18 protein-coding genes are annotated in these 19247 nt (G+C 62.3%); 6 read left to right on the top strand and 12 right to left on the bottom strand.

Features of this window, described 5'->3' with window-relative positions:
• Nucleotides 1-30 precede the first annotated feature (30 nt).
• From BM154_RS18760 to cspD, 8 genes are all read right to left on the bottom strand, one after another.
• The gene (locus BM154_RS18760) at nt 31-456 is read right to left on the bottom strand and encodes a GNAT family N-acetyltransferase (RefSeq protein WP_074887705.1); all 426 of its coding nucleotides are present in this window, start codon (nt 454-456) and stop codon (nt 31-33) included.
• A complete protein-coding gene (locus BM154_RS18765; RefSeq protein WP_074887708.1) occupies nt 449-1618 on the bottom strand; it encodes a ribosomal protein uL16 3-hydroxylase in 1170 nt (389 codons plus the stop codon). The genes BM154_RS18760 and BM154_RS18765 overlap by 8 nt, the downstream gene beginning before the upstream one ends.
• 80 nt (nt 1619-1698) lie before the next feature.
• On the bottom strand, nt 1699-3069 hold the full coding sequence (purB, locus tag BM154_RS18770) for an adenylosuccinate lyase (RefSeq protein ID WP_074887711.1): 1371 nt from the start codon (nt 3067-3069) through the stop codon (nt 1699-1701).
• A gap of 123 nt (nt 3070-3192) precedes the next feature.
• On the bottom strand, nt 3193-3813 hold the full coding sequence (gene hflD / locus BM154_RS18775) for a high frequency lysogenization protein HflD (RefSeq protein WP_074887714.1): 621 nt from the start codon (nt 3811-3813) through the stop codon (nt 3193-3195).
• Nucleotides 3810-4925 carry a tRNA 2-thiouridine(34) synthase MnmA gene (gene mnmA / locus BM154_RS18780; RefSeq protein WP_074887717.1) on the bottom strand — a complete coding sequence of 372 codons (1116 nt, stop codon included), beginning with the start codon at nt 4923-4925 and terminating at the stop codon, nt 3810-3812. The genes hflD and mnmA overlap by 4 nt, the downstream gene beginning before the upstream one ends.
• An 82-nt stretch (nt 4926-5007) precedes the next feature.
• On the bottom strand, nt 5008-5454 hold the full coding sequence (locus BM154_RS18785; protein WP_074887718.1) for an NUDIX hydrolase: 447 nt from the start codon (nt 5452-5454) through the stop codon (nt 5008-5010).
• Nucleotides 5455-5535: 81 nt separating this feature from the next.
• Nucleotides 5536-7764: an NADP-dependent isocitrate dehydrogenase gene (locus tag BM154_RS18790; protein WP_074887720.1), complete on the bottom strand. Its 2229-nt coding sequence runs from the start codon at nt 7762-7764 to the stop codon at nt 5536-5538.
• Nucleotides 7765-8173: 409 nt separating this feature from the next.
• On the bottom strand, nt 8174-8437 hold the full coding sequence (cspD, locus tag BM154_RS18795; RefSeq protein WP_074888726.1) for a cold shock domain-containing protein CspD: 264 nt from the start codon (nt 8435-8437) through the stop codon (nt 8174-8176).
• Nucleotides 8438-8657: 220 nt separating this feature from the next.
• Here cspD and clpS point away from each other — a divergent pair, with 220 nt between their 5' ends.
• A complete protein-coding gene (gene clpS, locus BM154_RS18800) occupies nt 8658-9020 on the top strand; it encodes an ATP-dependent Clp protease adapter ClpS (RefSeq protein WP_074887722.1) in 363 nt (120 codons plus the stop codon).
• Between the two features lie 29 nt (nt 9021-9049).
• Entirely contained in the window at nt 9050-11320 is a 2271-nt protein-coding gene (gene clpA, locus BM154_RS18805; protein WP_074887725.1) for an ATP-dependent Clp protease ATP-binding subunit ClpA, read from the top strand.
• 120 nt (nt 11321-11440) lie between these two features.
• Here clpA and infA read toward each other — a convergent pair whose 3' ends face one another.
• The 4 genes from infA to trxB all read right to left on the bottom strand — a co-directional run bounded on the left by infA (nt 11441) and on the right by trxB (nt 14269).
• Nucleotides 11441-11659, bottom strand: a complete 219-nt coding sequence (gene infA, locus BM154_RS18810) for a translation initiation factor IF-1 (RefSeq protein ID WP_002553999.1) — start codon at nt 11657-11659, stop codon at nt 11441-11443.
• A gap of 142 nt (nt 11660-11801) precedes the next feature.
• Nucleotides 11802-12509, bottom strand: a complete 708-nt coding sequence (locus tag BM154_RS18815) for an arginyltransferase (RefSeq protein ID WP_074887729.1) — start codon at nt 12507-12509, stop codon at nt 11802-11804.
• 69 nt (nt 12510-12578) lie between these two features.
• Nucleotides 12579-13271 carry a leucyl/phenylalanyl-tRNA--protein transferase gene (gene aat / locus BM154_RS18820; RefSeq protein ID WP_074887732.1) on the bottom strand — a complete coding sequence of 231 codons (693 nt, stop codon included), beginning with the start codon at nt 13269-13271 and terminating at the stop codon, nt 12579-12581.
• A gap of 47 nt (nt 13272-13318) precedes the next feature.
• A complete protein-coding gene (gene trxB / locus BM154_RS18825) occupies nt 13319-14269 on the bottom strand; it encodes a thioredoxin-disulfide reductase (RefSeq protein ID WP_074887736.1) in 951 nt (316 codons plus the stop codon).
• Nucleotides 14270-14484: 215 nt separating this feature from the next.
• Between trxB and ftsK the strand changes: the two genes are divergently transcribed.
• The 4 genes from ftsK to crcB are packed head-to-tail and all read left to right on the top strand — an operon-like array spanning nt 14485 to nt 19241.
• Nucleotides 14485-16893: a DNA translocase FtsK gene (gene ftsK, locus BM154_RS18830; protein ID WP_074887739.1), complete on the top strand. Its 2409-nt coding sequence runs from the start codon at nt 14485-14487 to the stop codon at nt 16891-16893.
• Between the two features lie 17 nt (nt 16894-16910).
• On the top strand, nt 16911-17537 hold the full coding sequence (gene lolA / locus BM154_RS18835; protein WP_070887402.1) for an outer membrane lipoprotein periplasmic chaperone LolA: 627 nt from the start codon (nt 16911-16913) through the stop codon (nt 17535-17537).
• Between the two features lie 7 nt (nt 17538-17544).
• Entirely contained in the window at nt 17545-18870 is a 1326-nt protein-coding gene (locus BM154_RS18840) for a replication-associated recombination protein A (RefSeq protein WP_074887742.1), read from the top strand.
• A complete protein-coding gene (gene crcB / locus BM154_RS18845; RefSeq protein ID WP_074887744.1) occupies nt 18867-19241 on the top strand; it encodes a fluoride efflux transporter CrcB in 375 nt (124 codons plus the stop codon). The genes BM154_RS18840 and crcB overlap by 4 nt, the downstream gene beginning before the upstream one ends.
• The last annotated feature ends 6 nt before the right edge of the window (nt 19242-19247 follow it).

A 19247-nucleotide genomic window follows, 5' to 3' on the forward strand; every position in this document is an offset into this window, starting at 1 on the left:
TCTGTGGCACGGTGCGTGCCACAGCTGACATCAGCTGCTGCTGCGCACCATGTCGACGTGAGGGATACCGGCTTCCAGGTATTCCTCGCTTACTACAGTGAAGCCCAGCTTTTCATAGAACGGCGTCGCCTGCACCTGGGCGCTGAGCATTTGCTGGCTCAGCCCACGTTTTTCCGCTTCGGCGATTACCGCCTGCAGCAGTGCTTCGCCGACTTTCAGGCCACGCCAATCCTTGAGCACCGATACCCGGCCGATCTGGCCGTCGGCCAGCAAGCGTGCCGTGCCGATCGGGTAGTCGCCTTCGCAGGCGAGGAAATGCACGGCATCACTGTCTTCGGCGTCCCATTCCAGTTCAGGCGGCACCGCCTGTTCAGCGACGAAGACCGTTTCGCGGATGCGCCGCAGCTCTTCGTAATCCTTGTGCCAGTCGGCGATGCGTACGTGCAGGTCATTCATCGGCAGCGAACTCCAGACTTCCCTGTTTGGCCAGCTCGAGCAACAGCTCGCGCGCTTCGTCATTGCCCAGCCATGGCCCCAGGTTCTCCAGGTGCAGGGCGTCGGCCGAGCAGATCATTTTCAGCAGTTCGCGCAGGTCAGCGGACACCAGGCGGCTTTGCCCGCTGGCGAACAGCACCAGGCCATCGCCGACTTCCGACCAGGCCATGCGTGCGCTCGGATTGCGGATCAGGATAGCGCCCTCTTCGAGCTGATCGAGAAAGCCGTCCTCGTCGATTTCGATACCGGCAATCAGCTCCGGGTATTTGGGCTCGGTCATGAACTGGCCGAACCAGGTCATCAGCAGACGCTCGTCGCTCATGTGCTCGGCGAGCAGCGCCTTGAGACGCTCGAGCGCGTCGCGCTGGATCTCGTTGGGGTCGCTGACCGGCGCGGTATCAGCGTCGCTGTAGCGCGTTTCGTCCGGCAGGAACTGGCCAAGGAAGTCAGTGAAATGGGTCAGTACTTCGGCCGCGCTGGGCGCGCGGAAACCCACGGAATAAGTCATGCAATCGTCCTCGGCGGTGCCACAGTGGGCCAGGAGCGGCGGCAGATAGAGCATATCGCCGGGCTCGAGCACCCATTCTTCAGTTTGATCGAATTGGGCCAGGATCCTCATGTCCAGATCCGGCAGCAGCGGGCTCGCGGCGTCGCACATCTGGCCAATCTGCCAGCGACGGCGGCCATGGGCCTGCAGGAGAAACACATCGTAGTTGTCGAAGTGCGGGCCAACGCCGCCACCCGGCGTGGCAAAGCTGATCATCACATCGTCGATACGCCATTTGGGCAGGAACTTGAACTGTTCCAGCAGTTCGGCGACTTCAGGCACGAATTGGTCGACGGCCTGCACCAGCAGGGTCCAATCGCGCTCCGGCAGCTCGGCAAAGGCATCCTCGGCGAATGGCCCGCGGCGAACCTCCCAGGGCGTTTCGCCATGCTCGAGCACCAGGCGCGACTCGACCTCTTCCTCGAGTGCCAGGCCAGCCAGCTCGTCAGGGGAAATCGGGCTTTCGAAATCGGCGATGGCCTGGCGCACCAGCAGGGGCTTCTTTTGCCAGTAGTCGCGCAGGAACTCGCGTGCGCTCAGGCCACCCAGTAGCTGAAGAGGAGCATCAGGATTCATCTGTAAGTCCTTGATATTTGTCGAGGCGTATAAAAAGAAACGCCCGGCTTCAGCCGGGCGTCCTTGGGGCCGACGGCCGTTTAGATGCGCTTGGCCTGGGCCACGGCATTGCCGATGTAATTGGCTGGCGTCAGCTGCTTGAGTTCTTCCTTGGCCTGCTGCGGCATATCCAGGCCGTCGATGAAGGCCAGCAGCGCCTCGGGCGTGATGCCCTTGCCACGGGTCAGCTCCTTGAGCTTCTCGTAGGGGTTCTCGATGGCGTAGCGGCGCATGACGGTCTGGATCGGCTCGGCGAGCACTTCCCAACAAGCGTTCAAGTCTTCAGAAATACGTTGAGCATTGAGCTCCAACTTACTGATTCCCTTGAGACTTGCTTCGTAGGCAATCACGCTGTGGGCGAAGCCGACACCGAGATTGCGCAGTACCGTGGAGTCGGTCAGATCGCGCTGCCAACGGGAGATCGGCAGCTTGCTGGCCAGGTGCTGGAACAGCGCATTGGCGATACCCAGGTTGCCTTCGGAGTTCTCGAAGTCGATCGGGTTGACCTTGTGCGGCATGGTCGACGAGCCGATCTCGCCGGCCACGGTCTTCTGCTTGAAATAACCCAGGGAGATGTAGCCCCAGACGTCACGGTCAAAGTCGATGAGGATGGTGTTGAAGCGCGCGATGGCGTCGAACAGCTCGGCAATGTAGTCGTGGGGTTCGATCTGCGTGGTGTAGGGGTTCCACTGCAGGCCCAGGTCATGCTCGATGAACTGACGGGCGTTGGCTTCCCAGTCGATCTGCGGGTAGGCCGACAGGTGGGCGTTGTAGTTGCCCACCGCGCCGTTGATCTTGCCGAGCAGCGGCACGGCGTCGATCTGGGTGATCTGGCGCTCGAGGCGATAGACGACGTTGGCCAGTTCCTTGCCCAGGGTGGTGGGCGAAGCCGGTTGGCCGTGGGTGCGCGAAAGCATCGGCACGTCGGCGAACTTCACCGCCAGTTCGCGGATGGCAGAGGCGATCTGGCGCATCAGCGGCAGCAGCACATTGTCACGGCCTTCGCGCAGCATCAGGGCGTGGGACAGGTTGTTGATGTCCTCGCTGGTGCAGGCGAAATGGATGAACTCGCTGACCTTGTCCAGCTCCGGCAGTTTGGCCGCCTGTTCCTTGAGCAGGTACTCCACGGCCTTGACGTCGTGGTTGGTGGTGCGCTCGATTTCCTTGACGCGCTCGGCGTGCTCGACGGCGAAGTTCTCGGCCAGCTCGTTGAGCAGGGCGTTGGCTTCGGCGGAGAAGGGCGCCACTTCGCTCACGCCTTCATGGGCAGCGAGGCGCTGCAGCCAGCGAACTTCCACCTGGACGCGGAAACGGATCAGGCCGTATTCGCTGAAAATGGGGCGCAGGGCGCTGGTTTTGCCGGCATAGCGGCCATCTACGGGCGAAACCGCGGTGAGCGAGGAAAGCTGCATGGGAGGCGTTCTCGGACAGTCGGGCATTGAAAAGGGCGCATATCATACACGAATTAGGGCAGCTATCAGTGCCGCAGCCCTGTCATTCGACGAGTGAAATGCGTGTCGGAATAAAGGTAAGGTTCAACCGCGCAGCATCGGGTACAGCTCGCGCAACAGCTTGCGGCGGCTGAATACCAGCTGCCAGCGGTGCCCGCCCAGTTGCCGCCAGAGGCGCGCCGAGCGAATGCCGGCTAGCAGCAGGCCGCGAATCTTCGAGGCATTGGCCGGTTGCTGCAGGAAGCGGCTGTCGCCCTGCACCTGGATGCGCTGCTTGAAGGTGCTGATGGTGTCCTGATACAGCGCACCGCAAGAGGAGATGACATTCTCGTGGCCAATGCCGAAGTGCTCGGCCTGGCTCTGGATCTGGTCCAGGCGATTGCCCATCAACTGCAGCAGGTCGCCGCGCTTGTCGAGTTGGCGTTCCAGGCCGAGCAGGGCAAGGGCGTAACGCAAGGGTTCGCGCTGCAGGCTGGCAGGGTCGCGCTCCAGGGCGCTTACCAGGGCGCGATAGCCGTCGCGCAGGTGCAGATCGTCACCGCCGTACACATCCAGGGTGCCGTTGGCATCGCGCACCAGCAGGCTGCCGATCAGGCAGGTCACTTCACTTTCGCCGGCCTGGCCGGTCTTGGCGATCTTGTCGACCATTACCGCGGCTTGAAACACTGCGCCTAGGGCGACCAGTTGCTCCTGAATCGGATTCATCGCGGGGCGCCCTCGCTCCACGGCTCGGCGCTTTCGATCACGCCGCCGCCAAGACAGATATCACCGTCGTAGAACACCACCGACTGGCCAGGTGTAACGGCGCGTTGCGGTTGCTCGAAGGTGGCGCGATAACCCTCCGCTGTGCGCTCCAGGGTGCAGGCCTGGTCGGCCTGGCGGTAGCGCACCTTGGCGGTCAATTGCCGTGATGTATCAAGTTCCACGGGGTTGACCCAGTAGATCTGCGAAGCCAGCAGGGCGCGGGAGAACAGCCAGGGGTGCTCGTTGCCCTGGCCAACCACCAGCACATTGCGGGTCAGATCCTTGTGCAGCACATACCAGGGTTCGTCGCCGGCGTCCTTGAGACCGCCGATACCCAGGCCCTGGCGCTGACCGATGGTGTGATACATCAAACCGTAGTGCTTGCCGATCACGTCGCCCTCGGTGGTTTCGATAGTGCCGGGCTGGGCCGGCAGGTACTGCTTGAGGAAGTCGCTGAAGCGTCGCTCGCCAATGAAGCAGATGCCGGTGGAATCCTTTTTCTTGGCGGTGGCCAACTGGTATTTCTCGGCTATCGCCCGCACCTGGGGCTTTTCCAGCTCGCCAACCGGGAACAGGGTCTTGGCGATCTGCTCGCCACCGACGGCATGCAGGAAGTAACTCTGGTCCTTGTTGGCATCCAGGCCCTTGAGCAGTTCGCTGCGGCCATCGATGTCACGACGGCGCACATAATGGCCGGTGGCGATCAGGTCGGCGCCGAGCATCAGGGCGTAGTCGAGGAACGCCTTGAACTTGATCTCGCGGTTGCAGAGGATGTCCGGATTGGGCGTGCGCCCGGCCTTGTATTCGGCCAGAAAATGCTCGAACACGTTGTCCCAGTACTCGGCCGCGAAGTTGGCGGTGTGCAGCTTGATGCCGATGCGGTCGCACACGGCCTGGGCGTCCGCCAGATCGTCCATGGCGGTGCAGTATTCGGTGCCGTCGTCCTCGTCCCAGTTCTTCATGAACAGGCCTTCGACCTGGTAGCCCTGTTCGAGCAGCAGCAGGGCCGAGACGGAGGAGTCGACGCCGCCGGACATGCCGACGATAACGCGCTGGGTGGCTGGATCTTGCATGGTCGGAATCAATACGGGCTTCAAAGGGGCGGGATTCTAACAGGATGTACGGCACGTTTCAGTCTGGCGCGCACGGCTGGCCCTATATCGGGTCGTGGATCAGGCTCAGGGGGAAGCGGGCGCCGGCCAGATAGTCATCCAGGCAGTGCAACACCAGTTCGCTGCGCAAGCGGCCGCGCTCGGCCAACAGTTCATCGTAAGTGAGCCAGCGAATGCCGCTGATGTCGCTATCCAGCGCGCGCTCGGCATGGTGCTCGAGCAGTTTGGCGACGAAGCAGATGCGCTGGTAGGTCACGCCGTTGCTCGGCGCGGTGTACAGGTAGATGCCGGTGACGCCGGTCAGCTCGACATCGCAGGCGGTTTCTTCGAGGGTTTCGCGTATCGCCGCCTGCTGCAGGCTTTCCCGCGGCTCCAGGTGGCCGGCGGGCTGGTTGAGTACCAGGCGGCCGCCTTTCAGCTCTTCGACGAACAGAAAACGCCCCTCTTGCTCGACGATGGTGGCGACGGTGACGTGTGCGTGCCAGGTCATGCTGACTCCTTGTTCGGTGCCTGAAAACGACAACCCCGGCACGGGGCCGGGGTTGTCGGTATCGCTAACTCAACGTAGTGCTCAAGCCAGGGCGGCCAGGGCAGCGTTGAGGGTGGCGCTCGGACGCATGACTTTCTCGGTCAGCGCCTTGTCCGGTGCGTAGTAGCCACCGATTTCTGCCGGCTTGCCCTGTACCGCGCCGAGTTCGGCAACGATCTTGGCTTCGCTGTCGCTCAGGGTCTTGGCCAGCGGTGCGAACTGCGCCTGCAGGGCGGTGTCTTCGCTCTGGGCTGCCAGGGCCTGGGCCCAGTACAGCGCCAGATGGAAGTGGCTGCCGCGGTTGTCGATACCGCCAACCTTACGTGCCGGCGACTTGTCGTTGTCGAGGAACTGGCCAGTGGCCTGATCCAGGGTCTTGCTCAGCACCAGCGCCTTGGGATTGCCATAGGCATTGCCCAGGTGCTCCAGGGAAGCGGCCAGAGCCAGGAACTCGCCCAGCGAATCCCAGCGCAGGAAGTTTTCCTCGACCAGCTGCTGTACGTGCTTCGGCGCGGAGCCGCCAGCGCCGGTTTCGAACAGGCCACCGCCGCTCATCAGCGGGACGATCGACAGCATCTTGGCACTGGTGCCCAGTTCCATGATCGGGAACAGGTCGGTCAGGTAGTCGCGCAGTACGTTGCCGGTCACCGAGATGGTGTCCTTGCCGTCGCGGATGCGAGCCAGGGAGAACTTGATGGCCTCGACCGGGGCGAGGATGCGGATATCCAGGCCATTGGTGTCGTGGTCCTTCAGGTACTTCTCGACCTTCTTGATCATTTCGGCGTCATGGGCGCGCGCCGGGTCCAGCCAGAACACCGCCGGCGTGTCGCTCAGGCGGGCGCGGTTTACGGCCAGCTTGACCCAGTCCTGGATCGGCGCATCCTTGGTCTGGCACATGCGGAAGATGTCGCCTTCCTCGACCTGCTGCTCCATCAGTACCTTGCCGTTGGCGTCGCTGACGCGCACCACGCCGGCGGCCTGGATCTGGAAGGTCTTGTCGTGGGAGCCGTACTCTTCGGCTTTCTGCGCCATCAGGCCAACGTTAGGCACGCTGCCCATGGTGGTCGGATTGAAGGCGCCATTGGCCTTGCAGTCTTCGATCACCGCCTGGTAGATACCGGCGTAGCAGCGATCCGGGATCACCGCCTTGGCGTCCTGCAGCTCGCCTGCGGTGTTCCACATGCGGCCCGAGTCACGAATCATCGCCGGCATCGAGGCGTCGACGATCACGTCGCTCGGCACGTGCAGGTTGGTGATGCCCTTGTCGGAGTTGACCATGGCCAGAGCCGGGCGCTCGGCGTATACGGCGTTGATGTCGGCTTCGATCTCGGCCTGCTTGTCGGCGGGCAGCTTCTTGATGCTGGCGTACAGGTCGCCGATGCCGTTGTTCAGGTTGAAGCCGGCTTCCTGCAGGGCGGCAGCATGCTTGTCCAGGGCCGCCTTGTAGAACTCGGCAACCACCTGGCCGAAGATGATCGGGTCGGAGACCTTCATCATGGTGGCTTTCAGGTGTACGGAGAACAGCACGCCTTGGCGTTTGGCATCTTCGATCTGGGCGGCGATGAAGCTGCGCAGGGCCTTCTTGCTCAGTACCGAGCAATCCAGGAGTTCGTCAGCCAGTACGGCGGTTTTCTCTTTGAGCACGGTGGTGCTGCCGTCGGCGCCGACCAGCTCGATCTTGACGCTGCCATTGGCGTCGATCAGCGCAGCCTTTTCGCTGCCGTAGAAGTCGCCGCTCTCCATGTGCGCCACGTGGGATTTGGAGTCAGCGCTCCACGCGCCCATCTTGTGCGGGTGCTTGCGGGCGTAGTTCTTGACCGACAGCGGCGCACGGCGGTCGGAGTTGCCTTCGCGCAGGACCGGGTTTACGGCGCTGCCCTTGACCTTGTCGTAACGGCTGCGAATGTCGCGGGCTTCGTCGCTGTCGCCAGCATCCGGATAGTCGGGCAGGGCATAGCCCTGGCTCTGCAGTTCCTTGATCGCGGCCTTGAGCTGCGGCACCGAGGCGCTGATGTTCGGCAGCTTGATGATGTTGGCTTCTGGCGTGGTGGCCAGGGCGCCCAGTTCGGCGAGGTGATCACCCTGCTTCTGGGCGTCGGTCAGGAACTCGGGGAACAGCGCCAGAATGCGACCGGCCAGCGAAATGTCGCGGGTTTCGACGGCAATGTCAGAAGAGGCGGTGAAGGCTTTGACGATGGGGAGCAAGGAGTAGGTCGCGAGCGCTGGGGCTTCGTCGGTGAGGGTGTAAATGATCTTCGAGCGTGTGGTCATATTTGATTTAACTCTCTTTTTTACTGAACTTGCACGGCACTGATCCGGGTGAGGTGGCTTCTGGCCACAGCGCGGCACCAATGATGTGAATTCGAAGTTCCATCCCGATGATGTTGGGTGTCGCTGCCGACCAGAGGCGATTACCGATCACCTAGGCAGGCCGATGCGACAAGTGCTGGAAGCCGTACTCCAGGCAGATGCGCCCTTATGACTACTCAGTCAGCGCCCGAGTATATCAAACCGGCGGGGCATGTTGCTCGTGCCTGCCTGCAAGCTGCCGTTCGGCTGAATGGTCATGGCGCCCAGACCGGCGCCGACGGACGGCCCGTGGGTCTGCCCCAGGTTCGGCGAGGACTGGCGAGGACGATAAAAAAACCGGCCATGAGGCCGGTTCGTGTGAGAGGCAGTGTCAGGCTTCGATGGGTATTTCGCTCACCCTGTTCACGGCGGCGGGGACTTCCTGGGCAACCTGAGCCGCACTGATGTTGACGGCGTGGAGACCCTTGGGGCCTTGAATGATGTCGAAACTCACCGCCTGGCCGGCCTTCAAGGTTTTGTAGCCCTCCATCTGGATGGCCGAATAATGGGCGAACAGGTCCTCATCTCGACCATCGGCCAGGATGAACCCATAGCCCTTGGCGTTGTTGAACCACTTGACCTTACCACTTAGCATGCCGATATCCCTCTGCAAGGAACCCCATAGCTGGAGTATCATCCCCATTCGATCCAGCGTTCGCGCGGTCATCCGGCGAGCGCAAGCCCTTTCGCCCCGTAGGGGTATCACTTGGTTGTAACACCCTTTTGCCGATAGTCAAGGCATCGCACGAAACGACGATAAACGGGTCAGATTTTTTGCGACCTGCTCCATTCACCCCACGAACCTTTTATCCAGCATGCATGCAAGTAGCCAGATTCGACTAACATTCAATCAGGATCGACCCGCACCGCATGAGGACGACTCTTCAGGCCTGGCCGTCGAGGAGTCCAAGCCGGCATTGCAGGCGCCTCCGCTCTATAAGGTGGTCTTGTTCAATGATGACTACACCCCCATGGATTTCGTGGTCGAAATACTCGAGACCTTCTTCAACCTCAATCGCGAGGTGGCAACCAGGATCATGTTGACCGTGCACACTGAAGGTCGCGCCGTCTGCGGGCTCTACACCCGTGACATCGCCGAGACCAAAGCCGCGCAGGTCAATCAATACGCGCGGGAAAGCCAGCATCCATTACTCTGTGAAATCGAGAAGGACGGTTAACGCCGGCCGCTTGGGCATGAGGTGAAGCTATGTTAAATCGAGAGCTCGAAGTCACCCTCAACCTTGCCTTCAAGGAGGCACGCGCAAAACGTCATGAATTCATGACCGTGGAGCACCTCCTGCTGGCTCTTCTGGACAACGAAGCGGCAGCCAGCGTGCTGCGCGCCTGCGGCGCCAGCCTGGACAAGCTGCGCAGCGATCTGCAGGAATTCATCGACTCCACCACGCCGCTGATCCCCCAGCACGACGAAGAGCGCGAAACCCAGCCAACCCTGGGCTTCCAGCGCGTGCTGCAACGCGCCGTGTTCCACGTACAAAGCTCGGGCAAGCGCGAAGTCACCGGTGCCAACGTGCTGGTGGCGATCTTCAGCGAACAGGAAAGCCAGGCCGTATTCCTGCTCAAGCAGCAGAGCGTGGCGCGCATCGACGTGGTCAACTTCATCGCCCATGGCATTTCCAAGGTACCGGGGCAGGGCGCATCCCCCGAAGCCGACTCGGAAATGCAGGACGAAGAGGGCGGCGAGTCGCCGTCTTCCAGCAATCCGCTGGACGCCTATGCCAGCAACCTCAACGAACTGGCGCGCCAGGGACGTATCGACCCGCTGGTCGGCCGCGAGCACGAAGTCGAGCGCGTCGCGCAGATTCTTGCCCGGCGGCGCAAGAACAACCCGCTGCTGGTCGGCGAGGCCGGCGTTGGCAAGACCGCCATTGCCGAAGGCCTGGCCAAGCGCATCGTCGATAACCAGGTACCGGACCTCTTGGCCGACAGCGTGGTGTACTCGCTCGACCTGGGTGCGCTGCTGGCTGGCACCAAGTACCGCGGCGACTTCGAGAAGCGCCTCAAGGCGTTGTTGACCGAGCTGCGCAAGCGCCCGCAGGCCATTCTGTTCATCGATGAAATTCACACCATCATCGGCGCCGGTGCTGCCTCTGGCGGCGTGATGGACGCGTCGAACCTGCTCAAACCGGCGCTGTCGTCCGGTGAGATCCGTTGCATAGGCTCCACTACCTTCCAGGAGTTCCGCGGCATCTTTGAGAAGGATCGTGCCCTGGCGCGACGCTTCCAGAAGGTCGATGTGGTGGAGCCGTCGGTGGAAGACACCATCGGCATCCTTAAGGGGCTCAAGGGGCGCTTCGAGCAGCACCACGACATCCAGTACAGCGACGAAGCATTGCGCGCCGCTGCCGAACTGGCCTCGCGTTACATCAATGATCGCCACATGCCGGACAAGGCCATCGACGTGATCGACGAGGCGGGCGCCTACCAGCGCCTGCAGCCACAGGACAAGCGCGTCAAGTGCATCGACGTACCCCAGGTCGAAGACATCGTCGCCAAGATCGCGCGGATTCCGCCAAAGCATGTCAGCAGCTCCGACAAGGAACTGTTGCGCAACCTGGAGCGCGACCTGAAGCTGACCGTATTCGGTCAGGACGCCGCCATCGACTCCCTGGCTACCGCCATCAAGCTGTCCCGTGCCGGCCTCAAGGCGCCGGACAAGCCGGTTGGCTCGTTCCTGTTCGCCGGCCCGACCGGGGTCGGCAAGACCGAGGCGGCGCGGCAGTTGTCCAAGGCGCTGGGCGTAGAGCTGGTGCGTTTCGACATGTCCGAGTACATGGAGCGGCACACCGTGTCGCGCCTGATCGGCGCGCCACCCGGCTATGTGGGTTTCGACCAGGGCGGTTTGTTGACCGAGGCGATCACCAAGCAGCCCCATTGCGTACTGCTGCTCGATGAAATCGAGAAGGCGCACCCGGAAGTCTTCAACCTGCTGCTGCAGGTGATGGATCACGGCACCCTAACCGACAACAACGGGCGCAAGGCGGATTTCCGCAATGTCATCCTGATCATGACCACCAACGCCGGCGCGGAAACCGCTTCGCGGGCTTCGATCGGCTTCACCTATCAGGATCACTCATCCGATGCAATGGAAGTGATCAAGAAGAGCTTCACGCCCGAGTTCCGCAACCGTCTGGACACCATCATCCAGTTCGGCCGTCTCAGTCACGAAACGATCAAGAGCATCGTCGACAAGTTCCTCATCGAGCTGCAGGCTCAGCTCGAGGACAAGCGCGTCATGCTCGAGGTCAGCGATGCAGCCCGTGACTGGCTGGCCGAGCAGGGTTACGACGTGCAGATGGGTGCGCGGCCGATGGCTCGCCTCATCCAGGATCGCATCAAGCGACCACTGGCCGAGGAAATCCTCTTTGGCGAGCTTTCCGAGCACGGCGGCACGGTGCATGTGAATCTCGAGAACGGCGAGCTGACATTCGAGTTCGAGACCACGGCGGCGATGGCCTGAGTGTGGCGCAGCGCTTGTCGCGCTGCGCCACAGGCGCCTTGAAGCCAATAAAAAGCCCGGCATATGCCGGGCTTTTTATTGGCCGCTGGAAACAGAGCAGCGTATCGTGCTCTTTCCCTGTTAGCGGGCGCGATAGGTGATGCGACCCTTGCTCAGGTCATAGGGGGTCAGCTCAACGCGAACCTTGTCACCCGTCAGAATGCGGATGTAATTCTTGCGCATCTTTCCGGAGATGTGCGCAGTAACGACGTGCCCGTTTTCCAACTCCACGCGAAACATGGTGTTGGGCAGGGTGTCGACGACAGTGCCTTCCATTTCGAAGCTGTCTTCTTTCGACATGCAGTAAAGCCCTCGGTATCCAGAGAATGGCCCGGCGCAACTGGCCCCAGGCAAAAGCGGCAAGTATTGTGCCTGAAAACCAGCCTTGACGCCAAGGGGCTGTCTCTGATTCAGCAGCGAAAGCTCGTCAGGAACCTCGGCTTCAGGTCAGGGCGACCCAGCGCTGATTGACGAAGAGCTCGATGGGGCGGTACTGGGTCTTGTAGTTCATCTTTCTGCAGTTCTTGATCCAGTAGCCGAGATACACCGCGTGCAGGTCCCTGCGCAACGCTTCGGCGACCTGCCAGAGAATGGCGTAACGGCCCAGGCTGCGGCGCTCTTCATCTGGGTCATAGAAGGTATAGACCGCCGACAGGCCATTGGGCAGCACGTCGGTCACGGCAATGGCCAGCAGCCGGCCCTGCTCGCGGAATTCGAAGAAGCACGAGAAGGGCAGATCGCGAACCAGAAAGGTGGAGAACTGCTCACGGCTGGGCGGGTACATATCGCCATCGGCGTGGCGTTGCTCGATATAGCGAGCGTAGAGTTGATAATATTCTTCGCTGAATGAAGGCCTTACCGCACGAACCTCAAGTGATTCGTTACGCTTGAGTATGCGCCGCTGCTGGCGGTTGGGCATAAAGCGTGCAGCCGGGATCCGCGCCGGTACGCAGGCGGTACAGCGTTGGCAATGCGGTCGGTAGAGGTGATCGCCGCTACGCCGGAAGCCGAGCTCCGAAAGCTCGGCATACATTTCAACATCCATGGGCTGGCTGGGATCGAGAAACAGCGTGGTCGCCTGTTCTTCGAGCAGGTAGCTGCAAGGGTGAGGCTGGGTGGCGTAGAACTTCAGGCGAGCCAGCTCAGTCATGATCGACTCCCGGGGGTGGCCTTGAATCAGTGTATGTCAGCGAAGGGTTGCGGGCCACAAGGGCGCTGGTCACCCGTCGCCGGGGCCTTGCCAGTCGGCCAGGCTGGGCTGGTCCAGAAACCGTTGCAAGTAGTCGGCGAACTGCTTGCGGCTGATCGCCCGGGCGCCGAGGCTGTGCAGGTGCTGGGTCGGCATCTGGCAGTCGATCAGTTCGAATTGCCAGGCCTGGAGCTGTTCGACCAGGCTGACGAAGCCGACTTTGGAAGCATTGTCGGCACGGCTGAACATCGACTCGCCAAAGAACAGCCTGCCCATCGCCAGCCCATAAAGCCCGCCGACCAACTGCCCGTTCTGCCAGACCTCCACGCTGTGCGCCACGCCGCGCCCGTGCAGCTCGATATAGGCCTGCTGCATGGGCGTGGTGATCCAGGTGCCGTCCGCGTAGTCGCGCGGGGCGGCGCAGGCGCGAATCACCTCGGCGAACGCCTGGTCGAGGGTCACCTGAAAGCGGCCCTGACGCATGACCTTGCGCAGGCTGCGCGAGACGTGCAGCTCGCTGGGAAACAGCACGGTACGTGGGTCGGGTGACCACCACAGCAGCGGCTGGCCATCCTGATACCAGGGAAAACAGCCGTGGCGGTAGGCGGCAATCAGCCGCTCGGCGCGCAGGTCGCCGCCCGCGGCCAGCAGGCCATTGGGCTCGCGCAGTGCCTTGTCGAGTGGCGGGAAGGTCAATGAGTCGCGTTGCAACCAGGTAAGCATCGGCGAGACCACGGCAGGGGAGGGCGAGTCTTGCGTCGCCCGAAACCTCAGTTGTCGTCGAGGAATTTTTCGACGTCCAGGGCCGCCATGCAGCCGGCACCGGCCGAGGTGATGGCCTGGCGGTAGACATGGTCGGCCACGTCGCCGGCGGCGAACACGCCTTCGATGCTGGTCGCCGTGACATTGCCTTCGCTACCGCCCTTGACCAGCAGGTAGCCGTCGCGCATTTCCAGCTGCCCCTGGAACAGGTCGGTGTTTGGCTTGTGGCCAATGGCGATGAACACGCCAGCCAGCGGCAGGTCAGTGGTGCTGCCATCCTGGGTGCTGCGCAGGCGGGCGCCGGTCACGCCGCTGGCGTCGCCCAGCACTTCGTCCAGGGTGTGGTTCCAGTGCAGACGCATATTGCCGTTGGCGACCTTGTCGAACAGCTTGTCCTGCAGGATCTTCTCCGAGCGCAGCTTGTCGCGGCGGTGCACCAGGTGCACTTCCTTGGCGATGTTGGACAGGTACAGCGCCTCTTCCACGGCGGTGTTGCCGCCGCCAATCACGGCGACCACCTGGTTGCGGTAGAAGAAGCCATCGCAGGTGGCGCAGGCGGAAACGCCCTTGCCAGCAAACGCTTCTTCGGAAGGCAGGCCCAGGTACTGGGCCGAAGCGCCGGTGGCGATGATCAACGCGTCACAGGTGTAGGTGCCGCTGTCACCCTTGAGGGTGAACGGCCGGCTCTGCAACTCGGCGGTGTGGATGTGGTCGTAGATGATCTCGGTTTCGAAGCGCTCGGCGTGTTTCTGCATGCGCTCCATCAGGCCAGGGCCGGTCAGGCCTTCCACGTCACCCGGCCAGTTGTCGACTTCGGTGGTGGTGGTGAGCTGACCGCCCGGCTGGATACCGGTGATGATGACAGGCTTCAGATTGGCACGAGCGGCGTACACGGCGGCGCTGTAACCGGCTGGCCCCGAGCCCAGGATAATCAGGCGGGAATGCTTGACTTCGCTCATAAAAACACCTCATAAGCCTTTGTCACAAAAGAGAATGCATGCTCAAATTGAGCCGCACGGACGAATAGTGGCCGCTATGCTACACCGAAGCATGGAACAAGCGGGAGCCGGTGGGACGATCAGCTCCCCATCACAGGCGCAGCTTGCCGTACAATGGCGACATTTCGTCCTCCACCGATCATTCGGCGCGCTAGCAGCGCAGGAACAGATGCGTTTTGAAGAACTCTAGCTCTACAGCACCGGCGCCGGCCTGGCGTCAGCAATTGCCATATCGCCTCAAGGAGGGCGCGCTGATTGCCCTCGGCGCGCTGTGCCTTTACGTGTGGATGGCGCTGCTCACCTACGACCCGGCAGACCCGGGCTGGACCCATACCAGCAATGTCGAGCAGGTGCACAATGCGGCGGGGCGCGCTGGTGCCTGGTTCGCCGACGTGCTGTTCATGGCCCTGGGCTATTTCGCCTATCTGTTTCCGCTGCTGCTGGGCATCAAGGCCCTGCAGGTGTTTCGTGCCCGACACGAGCCTTGGCACTGGAGCGGCTGGCTGTTCTCCTGGCGGCTGATCGGCCTGGTGTTCCTGGTGCTGTCCGGCGCGGCCCTGGCCTATATCCATTTCCAGAGCGGCGCCAGCATGCCCGCTTCGGCCGGCGGCGCGCTGGGCGAGAGCCTCGGGCAGCTGACCGTGGCGGCACTCAACGTGCAGGGCAGTACGCTGCTGTTCATCGCCCTGTTCCTGTTCGGCCTGACCGTATTCACCGACCTGTCCTGGTTCAAGGTCATGGACCTGACCGGCAAGATCACCCTTGACCTGCTGGAGCTGGTACAGAGCGTGATCAATCGCTGGTGGAGTTCGCGCCAGGAGCGCAAGCAACTGGTTGCCCAGCTACGCGAAGTGGATGAGCGGGTTCACGAGGTGGCCGCGCCGGTGGTACGTGACCGCCGCGAACAGGCCAAGGTCAAGGAACGCCTGATCGAACGCGAAGAGTCGCTCAACAAGCATATGAGCGAGCGCGAAAGTCGCCCGGCGCCGGTGATTTCCACCCCGCCGGCGCCCAAGGCGCCCGAGCCGAGCAAACGCGTGCAGAAAGAAAAGCAAGCGCCGCTGTTCGTCGACAGCGCCGTGGAGGGCACCTTGCCGCCCATCTCGCTGCTCGACCCGGCCGAAGCCAAGAAGATCGAATACTCGCCCGAGTCGCTGGCCGGCGTCGGCCATCTGCTGGAGATCAAGCTCAAGGAATTCGGCGTCGAAGTCTCGGTTGATTCCATTCATCCGGGGCCGGTGATTACCCGCTACGAAATCCAGCCCGCTGCCGGCGTCAAGGTCAGCCGTATCGCCAACCTGGCCAAGGACCTTGCGCGTTCCCTGGCCGTGACCAGCGTGCGGGTGGTGGAAGTGATTCCCGGCAAGACTACCGTGGGTATCGAAATTCCCAACGAGAACCGCCAGATCGTGCGCTTCTCCGAAGTGCTGTCGACCCCCGAGTACGACGACGCCAAGTCGCCGGTGACCCTGGCCCTGGGCCACGATATCGGCGGCAAGCCGGTGATCACCGACCTGGCGAAGATGCCGCACCTGCTGGTCGCCGGTACCACCGGTTCCGGTAAGTCGGTGGGCGTGAACGCGATGATCCTGTCGATCCTGTTCAAGTCCGGCCCCGAAGACGCCAAGATGATCATGATCGACCCAAAGATGCTCGAGTTGTCGATCTACGAAGGTATTCCGCACCTGCTCTGCCCTGTGGTCACCGACATGAAGGAAGCGGCCAACGCGCTGCGCTGGAGCGTCGCCGAGATGGAGCGCCGCTACAAGCTGATGTCGAAGATGGGCGTGCGCAACCTGGCGGGCTTCAACCGCAAGGTCAAGGACGCCATCGAAGCCGGCGAGCCGCTGTCCGACCCGCTGTACCGTCGCGAGAGCATGGAAGACGAGGCGCCGCTGCTCAAGCCGCTGCCGACCATCGTGGTGGTGGTCGACGAATTCGCCGACATGATGATGATCGTCGGCAAGAAGGTCGAAGAACTCATCGCCCGTATCGCCCAGAAAGCCCGTGCGGCCGGTATTCACCTGATTCTCGCCACCCAGCGCCCATCGGTGGACGTGATCACCGGTCTGATCAAGGCCAACATTCCGACCCGTATGGCCTTCCAGGTATCCAGCAAGATCGACTCGCGCACCATCATCGACCAGGGCGGCGCCGAGCAGCTGCTGGGCCACGGCGACATGCTCTACATGCCACCGGGCACCAGCCTACCGATCCGCGTGCATGGCGCTTTCGTGTCCGATGACGAAGTGCATCGTGTGGTCGAAGCCTGGAAGCTGCGCGGCGCGCCGGATTACAACGAGGATATTCTCGCCGGGACGGAAGAAGGCGGCGGCGGTGGCTTCGACGGCGGCAGCGGTGGTGAAGGGGGCGAAGACAGCGAAAGTGATCCGCTGTACGACGAAGCGGTCAACTTCGTGCTGGAGAGCCGTCGCGCCTCGATCTCCTCGGTGCAGCGCAAGCTGAAGATCGGCTACAACCGTGCTGCACGCATGATCGAAGCCATGGAAATGGCCGGCGTGGTCACGCCGATGAATACCAACGGCTCGCGCGAGGTCATCGCACCCGGGCAGAACCGCGATTAATCTGAAAGAGGATTCACATGCGCCTGATTCGCCTGATGCTGCTCGCCGTTCTCACCACTGCGAGCCTGTTCGCCCACGCTGACGACGAGGCAGCGGTCAAACGCCTGACCGAGTTGCTCAACCAGGCGCAGACCATCACCGCACGTTTCTCCCAGCTGTCGCTCGACGGCAGCGGCACCCAGTTGCAGGAAACCGCTGGTGAACTGGCACTCAAGCGCCCAGGCCTGTTCCGCTGGCACACCGATGAGCCGATGGAGCAATTGCTGGTGTCCGACGGCAAGCAGGTATGGCTGTACGACCCGGATCTGGAGCAGGTGACCATCCAGTCCCTCGACCAGCGCCTGACCCACACCCCGGCGCTGCTGCTGTCCGGCGACGTCTCGCAGATCCGCGAGAACTTCGAGATCACCTTCAAGGAAGGCGGCAGCGTGGTCGACTTCATCCTCAAGCCGAAGTCCAAGGACACCCTGTTCGACAGCCTGCGCCTGTCGTTTCGCAACGGCGTGCTGAACGACATGCAACTGATCGACAGCATCGGCCAGCGCACCAACATCCTGTTCATGAGCGTGAAGATGAACCAGCCTCTGGATGACAAGCAGTTCAGCTTCGAAATCCCCGAGGGTGCGGACGTCATACAAGAGTAGGTAAGTCGTGGATCTGTTTCGCAGCACGCCCGTTGCCCAGCCCCTGGCCGCCCGTTTGCGGGCGACCACGCTGGACGAATACGTTGGCCAGGAGCACCTGCTGGCCCGTGGCAAGCCGCTGCGCGAGGCGCTGGAGCAGGGCGCTCTGCATTCGATGATCTTCTGGGGCCCGCCCGGGGTCGGCAAGACTACCCTGGCGCGCCTGCTGGCCCAGGTCACCGATGCCCATTTCGAGACCATTTCCGCGGTGCTGTCCGGGGTCAAGGAAATCCGCCAGGCCGTTGAAAAGGCTCAGCAGCACGCCGCCCAGTACGGTCGCCGGACCATCCTGTTCGTCGATGAAGTACATCGCTTCAACAAGTCCCAGCAGGACGCCTTTCTGCCCTATGTGGAAGACGGCACGCTGATCTTCATTGGCGCAACCACCGAAAACCCGTCGTTCGAGCTCAACAACGCCTTGCTGTCCCGTGCTCGTGTCTATGTGCTGAAAAGCCTGGATGACGCGGCCCTGCGCAAGCTGGTTGACCGCGCACTGGGCGAAGCCAAAGGGTTGGGCGAGCGCCGCCTGACGGTGCCGGATGAGAGCTTCGAGATTCTCAAGAGCGCGGCGGATGGTGACGGCCGGCGCTTTCTCAACTTTCTCGAGAACGCTGCCGACCTGGCCGAGGACTGCGGCGAGATCAGCCCCTCGCTGCTGCTCGACCTGCTGGGTGATACCCGGCGGCGTTTTGACAAGGGCGGCGAAGCCTTCTACGACCAGATTTCCGCGCTGCACAAATCGGTACGTGGCTCCAGCCCGGACGGCGCGCTGTACTGGTTCGCACGCATGCTCGACGGCGGTTGCGACCCGCTGTACATCGCCCGCCGGGTGGTGCGTATGGCCAGCGAGGAAGTTGGCAATGCCGACCCGCGCGCCCTGACGTTATGCCTCAATGCCTGGGACGTGCAGGAACGCCTCGGCAGCCCGGAGGGTGAGCTGGCGGTGGCCCAGGCCATCGTTTACCTGGCCTGCGCACCGAAGAGTAACGCGGTGTACACCGCCTTCAAGGCCGCCAAGCGCGATGTCGCGGAGAACGGCTCTCGAGAGGTGCCGCTGCACCTGCGCAATGCGCCGACCAAGCTGATGAAGGAGCTCGGTTATGGCGACGAATACCGTTACGCCCATGACGAGCCCGATGCTTACGCAGCCGGCGAGGATTATTTTCCGGAAGACCTCGAACCGCGTCGCTACTACGAACCGGTGCCACGGGGCCTGGAGCTAAAGATTCGCGACAAGCTCGCGCATCTGGCCAGCCAGGATGCCAACAGCCCCAGGCAACGGAGAAAGTCATGATCGTGACCATCGTGGCGGTTGCCGCTGGCGGTGCACTGGGCACCCTGGCGCGGTTTTTTACCGGCAACTGGGTCAATGCCAACTGGCCGCAGCATTTTTATGCCGCCACCTTGCTCGTCAACCTCGTCGGCTGCTTGCTGATCGGGGTACTCTACGGCCTGTTCCTGATGCGCCCCGAGGTGCCGCTGCCTGTTCGGGCCGGCTTGATCGTCGGCGTACTGGGCGGCTTCACTACGTTTTCTTCGTTTTCCCTGGACACCCTGCGCCTGCTCGAAGGCAGCCAGGCGCCGTTGGCCATCGGCTATCTGGCGATAAGTGTGCTGGGCGGCCTGCTCGCGACCTGGGCAGGCCTTTCGTTAACCAAAATCTGATCGACG

It is taken from the genome of Phytopseudomonas argentinensis (genome assembly GCF_900113905.1).
Lineage (GTDB): Bacteria > Pseudomonadota > Gammaproteobacteria > Pseudomonadales > Pseudomonadaceae > Aquipseudomonas > Aquipseudomonas argentinensis.

Excerpts from the sequence above, each read along its gene's own strand:
- BM154_RS18760 (WP_074887705.1), bottom strand. The coding sequence starts at position 456 with ATGAATGACCTGCACGTACGCATCGCCGACTGGCACAAGGATTACGAA.
- BM154_RS18765 (WP_074887708.1), bottom strand. The coding sequence starts at position 1,618 with ATGAATCCTGATGCTCCTCTTCAGCTACTGGGTGGCCTGAGCGCACGC.
- purB (WP_074887711.1), bottom strand. The coding sequence starts at position 3,069 with ATGCAGCTTTCCTCGCTCACCGCGGTTTCGCCCGTAGATGGCCGCTAT.
- hflD (WP_074887714.1), bottom strand. The coding sequence starts at position 3,813 with ATGAATCCGATTCAGGAGCAACTGGTCGCCCTAGGCGCAGTGTTTCAA.
- mnmA (WP_074887717.1), bottom strand. The coding sequence starts at position 4,925 with ATGCAAGATCCAGCCACCCAGCGCGTTATCGTCGGCATGTCCGGCGGC.
- BM154_RS18785 (WP_074887718.1), bottom strand. The coding sequence starts at position 5,454 with ATGACCTGGCACGCACACGTCACCGTCGCCACCATCGTCGAGCAAGAG.
- BM154_RS18790 (WP_074887720.1), bottom strand. The coding sequence starts at position 7,764 with ATGACCACACGCTCGAAGATCATTTACACCCTCACCGACGAAGCCCCA.
- cspD (WP_074888726.1), bottom strand. The coding sequence starts at position 8,437 with ATGCTAAGTGGTAAGGTCAAGTGGTTCAACAACGCCAAGGGCTATGGG.
- clpS (WP_074887722.1), top strand. The coding sequence starts at position 8,658 with ATGCATGCAAGTAGCCAGATTCGACTAACATTCAATCAGGATCGACCC.
- clpA (WP_074887725.1), top strand. The coding sequence starts at position 9,050 with ATGTTAAATCGAGAGCTCGAAGTCACCCTCAACCTTGCCTTCAAGGAG.
- infA (WP_002553999.1), bottom strand. The coding sequence starts at position 11,659 with ATGTCGAAAGAAGACAGCTTCGAAATGGAAGGCACTGTCGTCGACACC.
- BM154_RS18815 (WP_074887729.1), bottom strand. The coding sequence starts at position 12,509 with ATGACTGAGCTGGCTCGCCTGAAGTTCTACGCCACCCAGCCTCACCCT.
- aat (WP_074887732.1), bottom strand. The coding sequence starts at position 13,271 with ATGCTTACCTGGTTGCAACGCGACTCATTGACCTTCCCGCCACTCGAC.
- trxB (WP_074887736.1), bottom strand. The coding sequence starts at position 14,269 with ATGAGCGAAGTCAAGCATTCCCGCCTGATTATCCTGGGCTCGGGGCCA.
- lolA (WP_070887402.1), top strand. The coding sequence starts at position 16,911 with ATGCGCCTGATTCGCCTGATGCTGCTCGCCGTTCTCACCACTGCGAGC.
- crcB (WP_074887744.1), top strand. The coding sequence starts at position 18,867 with ATGATCGTGACCATCGTGGCGGTTGCCGCTGGCGGTGCACTGGGCACC.